At 44.9% G+C, this 15618-nt stretch carries 7 protein-coding genes; 5 read left to right on the plus strand and 2 right to left on the minus strand.

Features of this window, described 5'->3' with window-relative positions; translation table 11 throughout:
• Positions 1–924 precede the first annotated feature (924 nt).
• Positions 925–3540 (plus strand): ATP-dependent chaperone ClpB, encoded by a 2616-nt coding sequence (gene clpB, locus QUB13_RS29625; RefSeq protein ID WP_333388467.1) that lies wholly within the window; start codon positions 925–927, stop codon positions 3538–3540.
• Positions 3541–4094: 554 nt separating this feature from the next.
• On the opposite strand, the gene QUB13_RS29630 is transcribed toward clpB, so the two are convergent.
• Positions 4095–4442, minus strand: coding sequence for an STAS domain-containing protein (locus QUB13_RS29630; RefSeq protein WP_333087388.1), 348 nt, complete (start codon positions 4440–4442; stop codon positions 4095–4097).
• 326 nt (positions 4443–4768) lie between these two features.
• Between QUB13_RS29630 and QUB13_RS29635 the strand changes: the two genes are divergently transcribed.
• Complete coding sequence (locus QUB13_RS29635) at positions 4769–5392, plus strand: DedA family protein (protein WP_333388478.1); 624 nt, start codon at positions 4769–4771, stop codon at positions 5390–5392.
• A gap of 698 nt (positions 5393–6090) precedes the next feature.
• Here the strand turns inward: QUB13_RS29635 and QUB13_RS29640 are convergent.
• Positions 6091–7293, minus strand: coding sequence for an argininosuccinate synthase (locus QUB13_RS29640; RefSeq protein ID WP_333388469.1), 1203 nt, complete (start codon positions 7291–7293; stop codon positions 6091–6093).
• A gap of 330 nt (positions 7294–7623) precedes the next feature.
• Here QUB13_RS29640 and QUB13_RS29645 point away from each other — a divergent pair, with 330 nt between their 5' ends.
• The 3 genes from QUB13_RS29645 to argZ all read left to right on the plus strand — a co-directional run bounded on the left by QUB13_RS29645 (position 7624) and on the right by argZ (position 15248).
• On the plus strand, positions 7624–8559 hold the full coding sequence (locus QUB13_RS29645; protein WP_333388471.1) for a glycosyltransferase family 2 protein: 936 nt from the start codon (positions 7624–7626) through the stop codon (positions 8557–8559).
• Between the two features lie 1195 nt (positions 8560–9754).
• On the plus strand, positions 9755–12910 hold the full coding sequence (locus QUB13_RS29650) for a PAS domain-containing protein (protein WP_333388473.1): 3156 nt from the start codon (positions 9755–9757) through the stop codon (positions 12908–12910).
• A gap of 223 nt (positions 12911–13133) precedes the next feature.
• The gene (gene argZ, locus QUB13_RS29655; protein ID WP_333388475.1) at positions 13134–15248 is read left to right on the plus strand and encodes a bifunctional arginine dihydrolase/ornithine cyclodeaminase; all 2115 of its coding nucleotides are present in this window, start codon (positions 13134–13136) and stop codon (positions 15246–15248) included.
• Positions 15249–15618: the final 370 nt, after the last annotated feature.

Consider the following 15618-nt stretch of genomic DNA (forward strand, 5'->3'; position numbering starts at 1 on the left):
CTGGTGGCTGCGGGCTTTTTCATTCGTTTATTTTACCAGATGCCGCCACTGAAGTTTTTTTGACCTGAATCCTTACCTGATAATCTCTTTTTTGTCAATCAGGAATCAGACAAATAATCATTTTGAGAGCTAATTTGACTGAAGAAGAAGGTGCAGAAAACAGACTGCTAGCACATACAGGAATCCTCACTGATATTCTTGCTCAACACTTCGACTATTTTCTGACTATCGATGCAATTAGTCGCTAAGGATCGAAAACTTAATAACTTAAACACCTCCTACAGTCTTCTCTCCTGTAAGTTGCCATATTAAAGGAGGCAGAGCCTCCGCACCTGCATTACCAGGCAGAGCCTGGTAACGAGCAATCGCTTAAGTTATTAAATTTTCATTACTAAGTCAGAGCGCGTTTATGTTGATTGTCGGTGAACATGAAAGATTGTTGGTGAAGCCAGCTTTTACCAATACAGCGTATTCCAGGTTTATGAAGTATACCCCAGAAACCAGGTTTCTTTACAGATCTCGCATTACTTATTCTGTTCTGTGATATCAATTCCGGTTGCACTCATACATGATGTTAACTGTTAACAGTTAACAGTTAACAGTGAATTTACTATTCCGATGAAGAGAGAATTTGATATGAAACCCGGTTGTTCGCTCTCTACATCTACATGGAATATGCTGTATTATTGTGGTTAATTTCTTAAGCCTGATATTACTTCTATTCTGATTAATTAATCATTGCTCGACTTGATTGCATATTTCCGATAATTTAACTGGAAGCTGAAACACAGGGCGGAAATACCTATCTACATATAGGGGAACACCGATCCGATCGCCCTCCGTAACTCCCTACAATGATAATTGTACGGGCGATCGAGTATTTGCCTCTACAGTATCGCTTTTTAATGCAGGGAATTAAAATTTATGCAACCGAATAATCCAAACCAATTTACCGAAAAAGCCTGGGAAGCCATCGCCCGCACTCCAGAAATCGTCAAAGCAGCTCAGCAGCAACAGCTAGAAAGCGAACATTTGATGAAAGCGTTGCTGGAACAAGAATCGGGACTGGCTAGCAGTTTATTTAACAAAGCGGGAGTTTCTGTATCAAAATTGCGCGATCGCACTGATGAAACTATCAGCCGCGGGCCCAAAATCTCGGGAACTGGCGGCAACGTCTATCTCGGTCGTTCTCTCGACACTTTGCTCGATCGCGCTGAAACTTACCGAAAAGAGTACGGCGATGAATTTATTTCGATCGAGCATTTGATCCTAGGGTACGTTAAGGACGATCGCTTCGGCAAAAATCTACTACAAGAATTTAAACTAGACGAAGCCAAGCTCAAAAATATCATTACCCAAGTCCGGGGGAACAACAAAGTGACAGACCAAAATCCAGAAGGCAAATACGAAGCGCTGGAAAAATACGGCCGAGATTTGACAGAAGCCGCGCGTCAAGGCAAACTCGATCCGGTAATCGGAAGAGATGACGAGATCCGCCGCACGATTCAAATATTGAGCCGCCGCACCAAAAATAACCCCGTACTGATTGGGGAACCGGGAGTTGGCAAAACTGCGATCGCCGAAGGACTCGCCCAGCGAATTATCACCGGAGATGTGCCGCAATCTCTCAAAGACCGACAATTAATTAGCTTAGATATGGGCGCGTTAATTGCCGGTGCAAAATTCCGGGGAGAATTTGAAGAACGCTTGAAAGCGGTGCTCAAAGAAGTGATGGACAGCAACGGTAAAGTCATCCTATTTATCGATGAAATTCACACCGTTGTCGGGGCCGGCGCGACTCAAGGCTCGATGGATGCCGGCAACTTGCTAAAACCCATGTTAGCGAGGGGAGAATTGCGCTGTATCGGTGCTACAACTCTCGACGAATACCGCAAATATCTCGAAAAAGATGCAGCCTTAGAACGCCGTTTTCAACAAGTTTATGTTGACCAGCCGACAGTAGAAGATACTATTTCAATTCTGCGGGGCTTGAAGGAACGGTATGAAGTTCACCACGGCGTGAAAATTTCTGACAGCGCGCTAGTTGCTGCGGCTACTTTGTCTACTCGATATATTAGCGATCGCTTCCTTCCCGACAAAGCCATTGACTTAGTGGATGAAGCAGCGGCTAAACTCAAAATGGAGATTACTTCCAAGCCGGAAGAATTAGACGAAATCGACCGCCGGATTTTGCAGCTAGAAATGGAAAGGCTGTCGCTGCAAAAAGAAAGCAACGCAGCTTCGATCGAACGCTTGGAAAGACTGGAAAAAGACTTAGGCAATCTCAAGGAACAGCAAAGCGGTTTGAACGCCCAATGGCAATCAGAAAAAGGTGTCATCGGTAGCATTCAAACAATCAAAGAACAGATGGACAAGGTGAATATTGAAATTCAACAAGCTGAATTAAAATATGACCTAAACCGCGCTGCTGAGTTGAAATATAGCAAGTTGACCGAGTTGCAAAAACAATTGCAAGAAGCCGAAGCTCAACTGACAGCAACTCAAACCACTGGTAAAACTTTACTCAGGGAAGAAGTCACGGAATCTGACATTGCTGAGATTATTTCTAAGTGGACGGGAATTCCGATTAGCAAGTTAGTTGAATCGGAAATGCAGAAACTTTTGTACTTGGAAGATGAACTGCACAAACGGGTAATCGGACAGAATGAAGCGGTGACGGCGGTTGCAGATGCTATTCAACGATCGCGCGCGGGTTTAGCCGATCCGAACCGTCCCGTTGCGAGTTTTATCTTCCTCGGCCCTACGGGTGTAGGTAAAACCGAGTTGGCGAAAGCATTAGCATCTTATCTCTTTGATACCGAAGAGGCGATCGTCCGCATTGATATGTCGGAATACATGGAGAAACACGCAGTTTCGCGGTTAATTGGTGCGCCTCCGGGATACGTTGGCTACGATGAAGGCGGACAATTAACTGAGGCTGTGCGCCGCCGTCCTTATTCGGTAATTCTGTTTGATGAAATCGAGAAAGCGCACCCGGATGTCTTCAATATCATGCTGCAAATTCTGGATGACGGTCGCGTTACCGATGCTCAAGGTCACACGGTAGACTTTAAGAATTCTGTGATTATTATGACATCCAATGTCGGCTCTCAATACATCTTGGATGTGGCGGGAGATAACGAAGAAATGCGGAGTCGGGTGATGGAGGCGATGCGGGGAACTTTCCGCCCGGAATTCTTGAACCGGATTGATGAGATGATTATCTTCCACGGTTTGAGTAAGGTGGAATTGCGGCAGATTGTGCTGTTACAAGTCAAGCGTTTGGAAAAACGTTTAGCCGATCGCAAAATGTCTCTGAAATTGTCGGAATCGGCGATCGACTTCTTGGCAGAAATCGGCTACGATCCTGTGTACGGTGCGCGGCCGCTGAAACGAGGAATTCAACGCGAGTTGGAAACGCAAATGGCGAAGGGTATTTTGCGGGGAGATTTTGTTGATGGCGATACCATTTTTGTGGATATCGAGAATGAAAGGCTGGCGTTTAAGCGTCTGCCGGCCCAGTTGGTAACTGCGAAATAATTGGAGTTGCGGCAAAGTCTAAGAAACCGGGTTATCAAATAATTTAGCTTGGGTGGCGAGATATCTCGCCACTCAACCCGGTTTCGGGGAATTTTGAAAAATCTTAAAAACCGGGTTTCTCTAACAGTTGTAGTGTGTGCAAAGTGCACCTTATTTTTGGGCGCACTGTTTTTTTCTCGATCGCGGTAGGCGATGGAAAACCCGGTTTTTCCCTGAATTTCTGCCTGCTAAATCCTACCTCTCATAATTCCGATGCTACCGGATTTGAGATTACTGGGCTCGCATTCCGAACGATCGAACCTAATTAGGGCTTGCTGAATAAAACTAGAAAGCTGACCAGATAAGGGGTTCAAGCTTTTTTTGCTCGAAGGAGTGCAAGTTATAGGATTATAGAGGCTCAAAACCCTTGCACCTTGGTTGTTCGGATCTGGCTTGCATTTGGGAATTTAGCAATAAACCTACTATTTTTCAAGCTGTGTAGCCTCCTTTTTCCACTAAGTACACTTTTTCAGCAAGCCCTAATTATGGGCAATTAACGGGACAGCATAGAATTTTTATCCAGCAACTAAAGCGGGAGTTTCTGTTGAAATAATTTGCTCGAAACTGTCAAAAATTTCAAAGAGTTGGTCGAGTTGAGTAATTTCAAATATTAGCCTGACAGTGGCTGAAACGTTGCAGATGACGAGGCGGCATCCCCGGTGGCGGGCGGCGTTGAGTCCCCCGACTAGGGCGCACAAGCCGGAACTGTCGATAAAATCTACGTCGGCCATGTCAATTACCCAGAGTTGGTGGCGATCGGGCAAAATCTCGGCTAGCTGTTGCTGGAGGACATTCCCAGCTTGGGAGTCGAGGCAATTTTGAGGTTGGAGGATGATGTGTTGGTTGAAGTTGGGAAATTTCATAGCAGTTATCCTCGGATTGTCAAGTATCAATAAGTGAGTTCGGTTGCTGCCAAAGTTGAGATCATCAGGGAATTTCAGCTAAGGTTTAAGGATTGGACGATCGCCCGACTGTGATAAATTTAGGAGGAAAACTGGCTGGCGATCGGCATCCGGCAACCGCAACAATCCTGATTAATCTATAATGCCCTAAAGGCTAGTTTTTTGTTGGGCGGCCGATCGCGAGTTTTGTGTGTTCTTCATCACAACGAAAGATTGCACTATTGGCGGAATCGAGCCAATATATAAAAGTATTGAGCTTTGCAAAAGTTTACGAAGGCAGTATCGAAATGTCTTTTGAGTTTTTATCGTTAGAGACTATTCAGGAATTTGCGCGAGATTACGGCTACTGGGCTGTATTTCTGGGAATTTTGCTGGAAAATCTGGGAGTTCCTCTTCCAGGCGAGACAATTACAATTGCTGGCGGTTTTTTAGCCGGCAGCGGAGAACTCAATTACTGGTTTGTGCTCGGAAGCGCGATCGCCGGTGCGACTCTCGGCGGAAATTTCGGATATGCGATCGGCAGATACGGCGGCTGGCCGCTGCTGCTGAAGCTAGGACAATTTTTCCGCTTTCGGGAAGAACAACTGTTTGACCTAAAAGAACAGTTTAGCAAAAATGCAGCTAAAGCCGTATTTTTAGGCCGTTTCATCGCACTGCTGCGGATTTTTGCCAGCCCCCTAGCGGGCATCGCCGAAATGCCTTTTTGGAAATTTTCGCTGTTCAATATTCTGGGTGCAGCAAGCTGGGCATCTGTCATGGTAAGTTTGTCATATTTCCTAGGACAAGTAGTGTCTTTAGAGAAGTTGGTAGCTTGGGCCGCTCAATTTGCTGTATTTGCTTTGCTTTTAGCAGTTGGTTGGATTGTAATTCCTATTTGGTTAGAGTCGCGGACTTTGGACAAGACTAAGTAAAGACGCAACATTGTTGTGTCATCAACTCCGATACCGCCAAAATAAGGACAAAACAACGTTGTTTTGTCCTTATTTTTTGTATTGCTAAGACTCTCAGAAACCGGGTTTTTAACAACTATGGGTAAAACACCGAATTTTCACAAAAAACCCGATTTCTCATCACCCGTAAGACTCTCAGAAACCGGGTTTTTGACAACTCTGGGTACAGCGCCGAATTCTTGCAAAAAACCCGGTTTTTAATACCTAATACCATTTTTCTAAAGATGTGCTATAGATCAATACGGTTTACTTAACATATTTATGCCCCGGAGATCCCCCTCGCATCCCCCTTAAGAAGGGGAGTAGGGGTTGACTTTGAGGGGATTCTTGTTCCCCCCTTTTTAAGGGGTGTGCCAGGGAGATCGTCTTAAGTAAACCGTATTGTGCTATGGATGAACTCTTAGCCCCCCCTTAATAAGGGGGGGTTGGGGGGGTAATATCTAGCGCTACTTTATGAAATTGGTATAACACGGTTAGAATTTCGAGTAGCATCGCACGAGGATGTACTATGACGGCATTAACTGAAATTTGCGAAGAAGTAATTGATTCTTCAGTCCCGGAAGGCGGAAATTGCTTGTATAGATGCGGTTTCAATCGCCGACTCTTAGCTGCTGCGATCTTGAAATAAGGTGCGCGCGGCGCACCCTACCTAAGAATTTCTAGCCTCTATTTTTTTCCGACCAAATGCGTGTGGGCAGTCCCCAAACGTAGACAAATCCTTCGGCGGCTTTGTGGTCGAATTCGTCCTCTGCACCGTAGGTTGCTAAGTCGAAACTGTACAGCGAATTTTCTGATTTGCGACCGACAATTGTGGCATTTCCCTTGAAGAGTTTGAGCCTCACTGTTCCAGTTACTCGCTTTTGCGTGTCCTGAATGAATGCGTCTAAAGCGGTCTTTAAAGGGTTGTACCAAAGACCGTTGTAAATCATTTGGCTGTAGGTTTCTTCGATACCGCGCTTGTATCGCGTCACATCTGCTGTCAGAGTTAAGCTTTCTAAATCTCGGTGCGCGTGCATTAACACTAAAATCGCTGGCGTTTCATAAATCTCTCGCGATTTAATCCCGACTAAGCGGTTTTCAATCATGTCGATGCGCCCTACTCCGTGATTTCCAACTGTTTCGTTGAGTTGGCTAATTAAGGCGACGGGCGATAATTTTTTTCCGTTCAAACTGACAGGATTTCCGCAGTCGAAACCGATTTCTATGTATTCTGGTTTGTCGGGGGTTTGCTCGATCGCCTTTGTCATCAAATACACCTCTTCCGGCGGTTCCGCCCAAGGATCTTCGAGGATTCCGGCTTCAATTGCCATTCCCAATAAGTTGCGATCGATACTGTAAGGCGAAGACTTCTTCACCGGCGACGGAATGCCGCATTTTTCGCCGTATGCGATCGTTTCCTCCCGGCTCATTTTCCACTCCCTGGCGGGTGCTAAAATCTTAATCTTAGGATTCAGCGCGCCGATCGACACATCAAACCGCACCTGATCGTTTCCCTTACCAGTACAACCGTGGGCGATCGCATCTGCACCGTATTTTTCGGCAGCTTCTACTAACAATTTAGCAATCAGCGGGCGGGCTAACGCCGTAGAAAGCGGATACTGATTTTCGTAAAGCGCGTTAGCTTGAATCGCTGGAAACGCATAATCTTTGATAAATTCCTCGGTAGCATCAATTACCAGAGATTCCGAAGCACCCGATGCTAAAGCCTTTTTGCGGATTGGTTCTAATTCGTCTCCCTGTCCCAAATCCGCCGCCAGAGTAATTACCTCTTCGACTCCCCACTCCTTCATCAGGTAAGGAATGCAGACAGAGGTATCGACTCCGCCGGAATATGCTAGCACAACTTTTTTAGCGCGACTCATTGCTATTTACATCCTGAATTTAAGTTAATACGGTTGGGTTAAGACTGTTGATTGTCCAGAGATCCCCCCCTTAAGAAGGCGGACTTCGATCGATTTCTTGTCCCACCCCCTACTCCCCTTTTTTAAGGGGGTGCCAGGGCGATCTGGCTTAACCCAACCGTATTGGAATTTAACCGACTTTTCATTATGCACCTAATTCAGATTAATTCTTGTCAGAAATAGTACAGATTTATATATGCTTTTTTTGCTACACTTGGCGATTTCCTGGGAAAGTTGCTGCAAAAAATCTGCTACCGTGGGATACGGTAACTGTGGCGATGGGGAAGATCCGTGTTTTTTAGTGTTGTGATTCCGACGTACAATCGTAAATTGATTTTGGCAAAATGTCTACTGGCTCTGGAAAATCAGCAGTTCGATCGCCCTGGGACAGATTATGAGGTGATTGTAGTCGATGATGGTTCGACGGACGGGACGATCGAGTGGTTGGCCGCAAATGCCGATTTGTTGCCGCACGCGCGATCGATTTGTCAATCTCACCAAGGCCCCGCCGCCGCCCGGAATTTGGGCGTGGAAGATGCTAAGGGCGATACGATTATTTTTATTGACAGCGATTTAGTCGTCACGGAGCATTTTTTGCAAGCACACGCGGATGCTTTGATACAAGCATACAAGGATACTGATGCGGTTTTTACTTATGGCAGTGTGATTAATACTTGCAATTTCGACAATCCCACCTCAGAACCTTACAAAATAACAGATTTTTCAGCCGCTTACTTTGCTACTGGAAATGTGGCGATCGCCCGCCACTGGCTGCTGGAAGCTGGACTATTTGACAATCGCTTTCAATTGTACGGATGGGAAGATTTAGAATTGGGTGTCAGGTTAAAAAAATTAGGTTTAAAATTGATTAAATGTCCGGCTGCTGTCGGCTATCACTGGCATCCAGCTTTTAATTTAGAGCAAATACCAGGCATGATTGACCGAGAAATTCAGCGCGGGAGAATGGGAGTTTTGTTTTATCAAAAACACCCTAGTTGGAACGTGCGGCTGATGATTCAAATGACTGTTCTGCACCAAATACTGTGGGGAGTTTTATCTTTGGGCGGGATGCTGAACGAGCGCACAATGAAACCTTTTTTGCAGTTGCTGATTGACCGAGGTCAGTCGCAGTTAGCTTTGGAAATTGCTCGAATTTTTCTCAATTGGTATAATGTGAAAGCCGTGTATGCAGCTTACGGTGAATTGCCGGCTCATAGCAAGATATAGCCTTTCTGTGCTCTGGTATGAGGTACTTCCGGGATAGGGCATAGGGCATAGGGCATAGGGCATATCTCGCTTTTTTGAGAACCGCCATATCATCAATTATCCCGATCGCCTAAACAAAAAATCAGGGGTTCATTTCACCGAAATTTAGAGCGTATAATAGCAGAACTCAAAAACCCGCCCCCATCGCAAATACGGTTCCACCTGTTCCTTAATTATGGTGGTAGATGGGGGCAGTTTATTAATATTTGAGATATGAATTAAAGATGGTTAGTGAAGTGATATCATGTCCGGTCGATTGACAACAATAAGATTGGTTGGTAGTGCGGAATGCGAGCCCGCACTACCAACGGTTTTTGTGATGCTAATCGCACGCGATATGAATTCCTACGGGTAAAATATTAATATTGGTAGATATTGTCAGAGCTTGTCAGGGCTGGTGTAGTTGCTGTGTAGAGTAAGTAAATCTACCGAAAGAATACAAATAGAGCATCTCAATGAATGCAGTAAGTATTTTTTATACTAATCTCGCCATCGCTACACCCGAACAGAAGTCCGAACAACCCGATAAATACAGGCTAAACACTTCTTGAAACACTGTCAAGATTTTACTTTTAATCAAAGTGGCCGAATTTACCAGTGATTTGAGGATTATCGGCTGTGAAAATCGATCGGTTCTGATAACTTTGTCCGCAAAAGGTTTAAAATTTTCAATATTTTTGATAGAATTATTGCAAATATCAGGGCTAAGCTATTTGGGCGATCGATCTAACAGTTCCACCGCCTCAAACGCAAACAAGGCTGAGAGTCTGATTTATGCTCGTATAGCTGATAAAAGCAGAGGATACAGTCGCTCATTGACCTGGCCAAAAACGGATGCAAGCTTCCCCAGGGCTGTCGGGAGCAGCCAAAAATTTTAGACTAACGTTCAACCTCCCAGATTCATCTGTCCTTGTCAATCTAAAATCCTTCGACTGAGCGTTAGCCGAAGTCTAAAATCTCAAATCTAACATCGAATGACCGCCAGCGATCGAAAAACAAGATGCGGAGCTGATTAAAATTTGGATTGCTCAAATCCGCATCCTAAAGCAACATTTACGAAAGACTCTTGCAGCAAGCTAATAATTTTATTACCAAAATATTAGACAGTTTGCTGAATTTTAAAATTAATTTTCAAATAATAAATTGAGGGTAGGTTGTGAAAAAGCTTGATAATCAATACGCACAAACACCAACATTGGCATCAGAAACCGATAGCTTAAAACAAAACATTTTAATCGTTGATGACCACCCAGAAAGCTTGCGTCTTTTATCTCAATTTTTGTCTAAGCAGGGATACAAAGTGCGGCCGATACGGGATAGTAAATTCGCTCTCCAGTTTGCTCGCTCGACTCCACCGGATTTGATTTTACTCGACATCATGATGCCCGGTATGGATGGCTATCAAGTTTGCGAACAGCTAAAAGCTTGCGCTAAAACCAAAAATATTCCTGTGATTTTTATCAGTGCCTTAAATGAAGTTTTTGATAAAGTCAAAGCTTTTTCGCTTGGTGCTGCAGACTACATTACTAAACCGTTTCAAACAGAAGAAGTGGTTAGCCGCATTCAAAATCAACTGCTGCTCAGTCGTCTTTCCAAGCAAATTGTAGAACAAAATGCGCGCCTGCAAGCAGAAATAGAAGAACGCAAGCGGGTGGAAGCAGAACTGCGAGAAAGTCAGCACTGGCTGTCAGCAGTAATTAAAATGAATCCTAATGTTTTGTACATTTATGATGTGATTGAACACCGGATTTTATATCTTAATCGCGAACTGTATAGAGATCTTGGCTATTCCCTCACAGAAATACAACAAATGGGAGCAGCATTTCTGCTTAACTTAATCCACCCTGATGATTTGCGAGCTTTCTCAGAACACATGAGCCGGATTGAGGCAGCAAAAGACGGTGAAAGCTTTGAGATTGAGTACCGAATTCAGCACAAAAACGGTGAATATCGCTGGTTTTTTAGCCTGGATACCGTGTTTACCAGAACAACGGATGGCCAACCTTGGAAAATTCTGGGAAGTGCTACTGAAATTAGCGATCGCAAAGAAGCAGAACTCGAACTAAAAACAGCTTTAGCTGCTTTGGAAAGGCAAATCAAGCAAAGATTTCTGCTAGAAACAATTACTTTAGAAATTCGCTATAGCTTAAAGCAGGATCGAGTGTTTCAAACAGCAGCAGCCCAAATATGTCGAGTTTTTAATGCCGATAGTTGCTTGATTCACACCTACACAGAAGATCCAATTGCCCGCCTTTTTTGTGTGGCTCAATACACAAGATGTGAATCAAAATCGCTGGTAAGTTTAGAAATACCTCTGGAGGAAAACGATCACGTTCAGCTTGTATTGTCCCAAGATAAAGTTGTAGTTTGTGATGATGTTTTTGCTGAACCGCTACTAGAAAATGTCAGAGGTTTGTGCGAGGAAATAGGTTTGAAGTCGATGATAGCGGTACGGACTTCCTACCAGGGTAAACCTAACGGAATGATGTGCTTGCACCAGTACCATTGCCGCCAATGGACGCAAGATGATATCGGATTATTGAAAACTGTGGCGGCACAAATGGGAATTGCGATCGCCCAAGCCAATCTTCTCGAACAAGACGAACAGCAGCGACTGAAACTGCAACAAAGCGAAGCTAGTCTAGCAGCAGCCCAGAAAATTGCCCGTATCGGCAGTTGGGAATTTGATATTATAGCAAATAAGATTACTTGGTCAGAAGAAGTATTCCGCATTTTTGGTCTTGACTCAACCGCATCTGAACCGACATACGTCCAACTTTTACGGATGTATCATCCCGACGATAGAGACTCCTTCAAAGAAACTGTTAGCCTCGCTATTTCGCAAGGAAGATCCTACAAAAAAGAATTGCGGATTTTGCATTTTAGCGGTCAAATCACCTACGTGGAAGCAAGGGGCACATCTGTTTTTACCGAAACCGGAGAAGTAATCAAACTGTTGGGAACAGTCATGGATATCACCGATCGCAAACAAGCAGAAGCAGCCTTGCAACTTAGCGAAGAACGTTTTTATCTGGCATTTGAAGGCAGTGCGATGGGGTTGTGGGATTGGAATCTTGTGACGGGAGAAGTCTATTTTAATTCGCGCTGGAAGACGATGTTGGGATATGAAGCAGACGAGATAGAAAATAAGTTTACATCTTGGGAGCAACTGTTACATCCAGAGGATTTGTCCCAGGCTCAAGCAGCACTAGAAACTCACTTTCAATGCAAAAGTTCGATGTACGAAGTGGAATTGCGGATGTTGACAAAATCCGGCGATTGGAAGTGGATTTTGGCTCAAGGAACGGTGATGGAACGGGATGATGGGGGAAATCCTTTGCGGATGACTGGCACCCATATCGATATTAGCGATCGCAAACAAGCAGAAGTAGATTTGCAATTTAGCGAACAGCGAGAACGAGAAAAAGCTCAAGAGTTAGCACAAACTCTGGAACACTTAAAAAATGCTCAATCTCATCTCATTCAAGCGGAAAAAATGTCAAGTATCGGGCAAATGGTAGCAGGAGTAGCCCACGAAATTAACAACCCGATCAGCTTCATTTACGGCAATATTATTCCTGCCCGACAGTACGCCTGCGAGTTGGTAAAGTTGATCGAAATATACCAGCAGCACTATCCTGAACCAGTTCCAGAAATTGCGGCAGAATTGGTAGAAGTAGATGTAGATTTTATAGCTGAAGATTTTCCGAGAATCATGGCTTCAATGCAGGGAGGTGCTAACCGAATTAAGCAGATTGTGGTTTCTTTAAGAAATTTTTCGAGACTCGATGAAAAAGATATCAAATTAACAGATATTCATGAAGGAATAGAGAGCACGTTGGTGATTTTACAGCACCGATTGCAGTCACATTCAAAAGGTCGGGAAATTGAAGTTGTTAAAAATTACGGCAAACTACCAAAAATCGAGTGTTATCCGGCGCAATTAAACCAGGTATTTATGAATTTGCTGTTGAATGCGATCGATGCTGTGGAAGAGTCATCGACCAACTGTACTGAGGCTGTTACCCAAATTTGCATTGTTACGGAAATTTGCAGCGAAAATCAAGTGTGCGTAAGGATTGCTGACAGCGGGCCCGGTATCCCTCCAGAGGTGCAGTCAAGGATGTTTGACCCGTTTTTTACTACAAAGCCGATCGGCAGCGGTACTGGTTTGGGGTTGTCGATTAGTTACCAAATTGTCAAAGACACCCACGGCGGTAAGTTGCAGTGTCATTCAGAGGTTGGGCGGGGAACAGAATTTGCGATCGAACTGCCGATTTCGCAAAAAGTGAAAAGTAAAACCTTTTATTAAGGCTAATTGACTGCAAATAATATCAAACCCTGACATTTGATTCGATATTTAATGGAAACCATCTATGGTCTAGTTGAATCTTATCTTAATTGTGATAAAATTAAAAGTTACTTTTTTCGCTGCTAGACGTTGCACTCTTTCTCTTGGGAATGAATTTTACAGTTGATTTCATACATACTATTTCAACTCGCGTCTGTAGCATCTACTACCTTTTAACTGAATTATGACTGACTCAATTCGCTTCCTGATGTGCGCTCCCGACCACTACGATGTCGATTACGTAATTAACCCTTGGATGGAGGGAAACGTCCACAAATCATCGCGCGATCGCGCTGTGGAACAGTGGGAAAAACTCTACCACGTCCTCAAAGACAACGCCCTTGTAGACCTCGTACCGCCGGAAAAAGGCTGGCCGGATATGGTGTTCACCGCCAACGCAGGTTTGCTTTTGGGCAATACTTTCGTCCTCAGCCGTTTCTATCACAAAGAACGTCAAGGCGAAGAACCTTATTTCAAAGCATGGTTTGAAAGCAAAGGTTTTACCGTGCACGAACTCCCCAAAGATTTGCCCTTTGAAGGTGCTGGTGACGCTTTGCTCGATCGCGAAGGACGCTGGCTGTGGGCTGGATACGGCTTCCGTTCCGAACTCGACTCGCACCCATTACTAGCAAACTGGCTGAACATAGAAGTGCTGTCGCTGCGTTTAGTAGACGAACGTTTTTATCACTTAGATACCTGTTTTTGTCCGCTCACAGGTGGCTATTTGCTCTACTATCCAGCAGCATTTGACTCCTACTCAAACCGCCTAATTGAAATGCGAGTTGCGCCGGAAAAACGCATCGCCATTGAAGAAGCAGATGCCGCAAATTTTGCCTGCAATGCTGTCAATATTGACAAAGTTGTGGTAATGAACAAGGTCAGCGAAGGCTTGAAAACGCGGATCGCTCAAGCAGGCTTCAAAGTCATTGAAACGCCGATGAGCGAATTTCTGAAAGCGGGCGGTGCTTGTAAGTGTTTGACGCTCAGGGTAACGGAACCGGTGCAAGAAGATCGATCGGCAAACGTGATGGTAGAAAGCCGTGCAATTCGCATGGAAGGCCACCTGCTCGATGCCGGTTTAATCAGCCGTGCTTTAGACTTAATTGTCGAAAACGGCGGCAGTTTCCAAGTGCTCAATTTCAATTTAGGAGAACAGCGCCAAAGCACATCATCCGCAGATGTGAAAGTTTCGGCACCTTCCCACGAAGTGATGGAAGAAATCATGGGATTGCTGATTGACTTGGGTGCAGTGCCGCCACCGCAAGAGATTTGCGACGCTATTTTAGAAGATGTTGTCCAAGATGGTGTCGGCCCGGATGACTTTTATGTTACTACAATTTATCCCACGGAAGTGCGGATAAACGGTCAGTGGGTGAAAGCACGAAATCAGCGGATGGATGGTGCAGTTGCGATTACTGAAACCGCAGAAGGCCCGGTGGCTACGTGCAAATTATTGCGCGATTTAAAAGTAGGTGAAAAAGTCGTTGTTGATGTGGTCGGCATCCGCACTATCCGCAAAACAGAATCGCGGGAACAGCGCAATGCTCAAGAATTTAGCTTTATGTCCGGCAGCGTTTCTAGCGAGCGCCGGGTAGAATTGGTAGTGGAACAAGTTGCGTGGGAATTGCGCCAAATTCGCGATCGCGGTGGCAAAGTGGTAGTTACGGCGGGGCCTGTTGTGATCCACACTGGTGGCGGCGAACATTTAGCGCATTTGATTCGTGAAGGTTACGTGCAAGCATTGTTGGGTGGAAATGCGATCGCAGTTCACGACATGGAACAATCGAGCATGGGAACTTCCTTGGGAGTTGACATGAAACGCGGCGTTGCTGTGCGCGGCGGACACCGCCACCACTTGAAAATGATTAACACCACGCGGCGTTATGGAAGTATTGCTAAAGTCGTTGAAGCAGGCGTAATTACCAGCGGTGTGATGTACGAATGCGTGAAGCACAATATACCGTTTTCGCTAGCAGGTTCGATCCGCGATGACGGGCCGCTTCCCGACACGCAAATGGATATGGTTAAGGCTCAAGAAGAGTATACTGAGCTGTTACGGGGCGCGGATATGGTGTTAATGCTGTCGTCTATGCTGCACTCGATCGGTGTGGGAAATATGACACCGGCGGGTGTGAAGATGGTCTGTGTGGACATTAATCCGGCTGTGGTGACGAAATTGAGCGATCGCGGGTCGATCGAATCTACGGGAGTTGTCACCGATGTGGGATTGTTCCTAAGTTTGTTGGTGAATCAATTGGATAAGTTGACCAGCCGCCATCATATAACTCAATCTGCGTAGATTCGGAATGATGTTAACTGTTAGCTGTTAACTGTTAGCTGTTAATTTACTATTTGCTCGTTTTGCTCGTTACCAGGCTCTGCCTGGTAATGCAGGTATTGAGGCTCTGCCTCCTTTGAGGAAGGCAACTTACAGGAGAGAGGAATGTAGGAGGTGTTGAAGTTATATCGTTTCCGGTTGGATCGGAATGATTTAACCGGCGCTAGAACACAGAGTACACAGAGGGAGAGAATGTATATCTGAATCATTCCGATGCTACCGGATTTGATATTATTAAGTTTTCAATCCTAACATAGGGCTTGCTGGATAAGTGCAGAAAGGTTACACGGCGCGGTTATACGATCGCGCGATCGAGAGTTTAGTGCAAGAT

The organism is Microcoleus sp. B4-D4 (genome assembly GCF_036705185.1).
Taxonomy (GTDB): Bacteria; Cyanobacteriota; Cyanobacteriia; order Cyanobacteriales; family Microcoleaceae; genus Microcoleus.

What these genes read in the sequence shown, in the direction of transcription:
- clpB (WP_333388467.1), top strand. Translation starts at nt 925, where the DNA reads ATGCAACCGAATAATCCAAACCAATTTACCGAAAAAGCCTGGGAAGCC.
- QUB13_RS29630 (WP_333087388.1), bottom strand. Translation starts at nt 4,442, where the DNA reads ATGAAATTTCCCAACTTCAACCAACACATCATCCTCCAACCTCAAAAT.
- QUB13_RS29635 (WP_333388478.1), top strand. Translation starts at nt 4,769, where the DNA reads ATGTCTTTTGAGTTTTTATCGTTAGAGACTATTCAGGAATTTGCGCGA.
- QUB13_RS29640 (WP_333388469.1), bottom strand. Translation starts at nt 7,293, where the DNA reads ATGAGTCGCGCTAAAAAAGTTGTGCTAGCATATTCCGGCGGAGTCGAT.
- argZ (WP_333388475.1), top strand. Translation starts at nt 13,134, where the DNA reads ATGACTGACTCAATTCGCTTCCTGATGTGCGCTCCCGACCACTACGAT.